We start from the raw sequence: 2,665 nt of genomic DNA, 5'->3' as shown, positions 1-2,665 counted from the left end.
CACCGGCCCCCCGGACCGCCGCCATCGCCTCGGCCGCACCGGGCATCGCGGGGGTGGCGGCGATGCCGTGGCCGGGATACAGGGCGCGGTAACGGTCGGCGATCTCCGGAACCCGGTGGTCGGGGAACCAGTGCGCCAGCTCGTGTTCCAGCGGCGGGCCCAGGCGGGTGACCGCGAGGTCCGCGTCGATGAACACGCCGGTCTCGGCGGCCAGTGCCGTGTAGGTGGCGTGGATCCCGGGACGGGAGTCGATGAGGGTCATGTCCAGGTCGAAGCCGACGATCGGCGGGGCGGAGGCCATGCTCCGCATTCTGCCCGCCGAGGAGGCACGCCCGACGACCGGCCCACCGGGGCGGAGCCGGGGAGGGGACGCCGGCGGGTCCCCCCCACCACCCGTCGCACCCTCGCACGGGCCGGCCGAACCCCTCCGGACCTCTCGGGAACAGGGGACGACCGTCCCCGGCCGGGTCCTGTCGGCTCGTGTGGGCCGAACTCAATCGAGCGATGTCAGGGGCTTCTCCATGATGTGCTCCACCCGGCCATCCGGCAGCGTGTTGCCCGGCAGGTCGGTGCGGCGGAAGCCGCGCCGCCGGTAGAGCGCGGCGGCGTGCGGGTTGTCGGGGGCGACGGCCAGGCGGAGCGCCACGGCGCCGTGCTCCTCGCGGGCCCACTGCTCGACGGCCGTGATCAGCCGGTCTCCCACCCCCCGGCCGCGCGCGGGGCCGGCGACCCACATCGAGACCGGTTCCGCCACGTCCTCCGCGCCGGGGATCGGCACGCCGCCCGCCACGCCGACGGGGGCGCCCTCCCACTCGGCGACCAGGGTGCGGGCCCCGGGGAGGACGAGGCGTTCGCGCCACCGCTCCTCGCGGTCGTTCTCCCCCTGCCAGTCGGCGAGGCGGGAGCCGAAGGCCCGGGGCGCGTCGGCGAGGGCCGCCAGGCGCACCTCGCGCCACAGCGGCCAGTCGTCGGGGGTGAGGGGGCGCAGGGTGATCACCGGTTGATCCTCCCCGCCGACGACCGGGTCGCGCCGGCGGATTTCCCGTGCCCCGGCGGGTTCATCGGGGTTCCCAGGCCCGCACGAGGTCCTCGGGACCCCACCACGCGGCCAGGGGGAGTCCCTCGGCGACCCCGGACCGGGAGACCGCGACCAGGGGTGTGTTCGGATCGGTTCCGGGCACCGCGAGCAGATCACGGACCAGCGCGTCGTGATCCCCGCGGTCGAAGGAGCGGTTCTCCAGCCACTTCACGGAGCCGACGAAGTGGATCCGGCCGGCCGGCGATTCCCGATCGGCTCCGACGAGATCGAGTTCGGGGTTGTTCCGCCGATTCCACCATCCACCGATCGCCGACGTGTCGGGCCAGTGCCCCTCCGGCAGGAGACGGAGCAGCGATTCGCGGATGAGGGGCTCGACCGCCCGCCCGCGCCATGTGGTCCATGAGCGTTCGATGCGATCGAACGCCACGTCGCCCCGTCCCCGCTCGATGAACGGGAGCACGCGGGGCATGAAGGCCAGCCAGAAGCGGAGGTAGGGATCGGCGATCCGGTACCGCTTGTTCTTCGTGTCGGTGGTGGTGGAGAGCGGCTGGTCCGTCTCCACCACCCGCTTGTCGCGCAGCATGGCGAGAATGGGCGTCAGTATGCCGGAGGGCAGACCCTGCGATCCGCCCACCGAGGCGGCGATGGCCCCGAAGGTGCGTTCCCCCGCACCGATGGCCTCCAGCACCGACCGGGCCCGGGTCGTTCCGGGAAATTCGCCGAGCAGTGAGAGTTCCCCGGCCACGACCAGCGGGGAGAGCGGGTCCCCACACGCCTCTCGCAGATACTTCCGCCGGTCCGTTCCCGGCTTCCAGGAGCGGACCAACTCCGGAAACCCGCCGGTGATCAGGAGCGCGTCGACGGCTTCCGCGGCGGGAAGCTCCGTCATCGCACGAACATCCGCCAGGTTGAGCGGTCTCACCACCATCCGACCGGCTCGGCCGAAGAAGGGTCGGCCGTAGGTCTGGAGCGCCTCCATCACGGAGAGATCGCTGCCCACCAGGACGAGAAGGACGGGTTTGGCCGAGAGGTGGTGATCCCACACCGTCTGCAACGCCCCTTCGAATTCGGTGTCCTGTTCGATCAGCCAGGGCACTTCGTCCAGGACCACGATCGTCGGGGTGTCGTCCGGCAGTGCGGCCGCGAGCGACCGAAGGGCTGCGTTCCAATCCCGTGCCCCGGTGCCGGAGAACAGATCCGCTCCGGACAGCGAGGCCCTCCCGACGCAGGACACGAAGTCCGCCCGTTCCGCCGCCGGGTGCCGCCCACGGGTGGCCTGGAAGACCACATGGGGCACTCCGGAACGATCACAGAACTCCTGCAACAGGCGGGACTTGCCGACCCGCCTGCGCCCGGTCACGACCACGGCCCGCCCCCGCGTGGAGCCATTCGCTTCTTTCACCGAGAGGTACTGCCGCTGCAACGTCCGCAAATCCTCTTCCCGACCCCGGAACTCCACGCTCCACCTCCCACACAAACGTAGCCTCAACAAACGTAGATGAAGTATACGTTTGTTGAGGCTACGTTTGTTGGGGTTACGTCTCTTCGGACTGCCTTTCTCCAAGGGGGCGCCGGACCGGTGACGCGGACCCGGCCGGGGCCGGGGTCAGCCGGAGGGGGTGGGAG

At 71.4% G+C, this 2,665-nt stretch carries 3 protein-coding genes; all 3 read right to left on the bottom strand.

The genetic code is table 11. The annotated features are described in order from the left end of the window. Positions 1-310, bottom strand: a 310-nt coding sequence (locus FNQ90_RS19065; protein ID WP_407699395.1) for an HAD family hydrolase, incomplete at its 3' end; no start/stop codon positions are given. A gap of 183 nt (positions 311-493) precedes the next feature. After that, the gene (locus tag FNQ90_RS19060; protein WP_143620032.1) at positions 494-997 is read right to left on the bottom strand and encodes a GNAT family N-acetyltransferase; all 504 of its coding nucleotides are present in this window, start codon (positions 995-997) and stop codon (positions 494-496) included. 61 nt (positions 998-1,058) lie between these two features. Next, on the bottom strand, positions 1,059-2,498 hold the full coding sequence (locus FNQ90_RS19055) for an ATP-binding protein (RefSeq protein WP_182607485.1): 1,440 nt from the start codon (positions 2,496-2,498) through the stop codon (positions 1,059-1,061). Positions 2,499-2,665 lie beyond the last annotated feature (167 nt).

Source organism: Streptomyces alkaliphilus, assembly GCF_014141535.1.
Lineage (GTDB): Bacteria > Actinomycetota > Actinomycetes > Streptomycetales > Streptomycetaceae > Streptomyces > Streptomyces alkaliphilus.
Note: the sequence above shows the minus strand (reverse complement) of the source record. Positions and strands in the feature narration are given on the sequence as shown.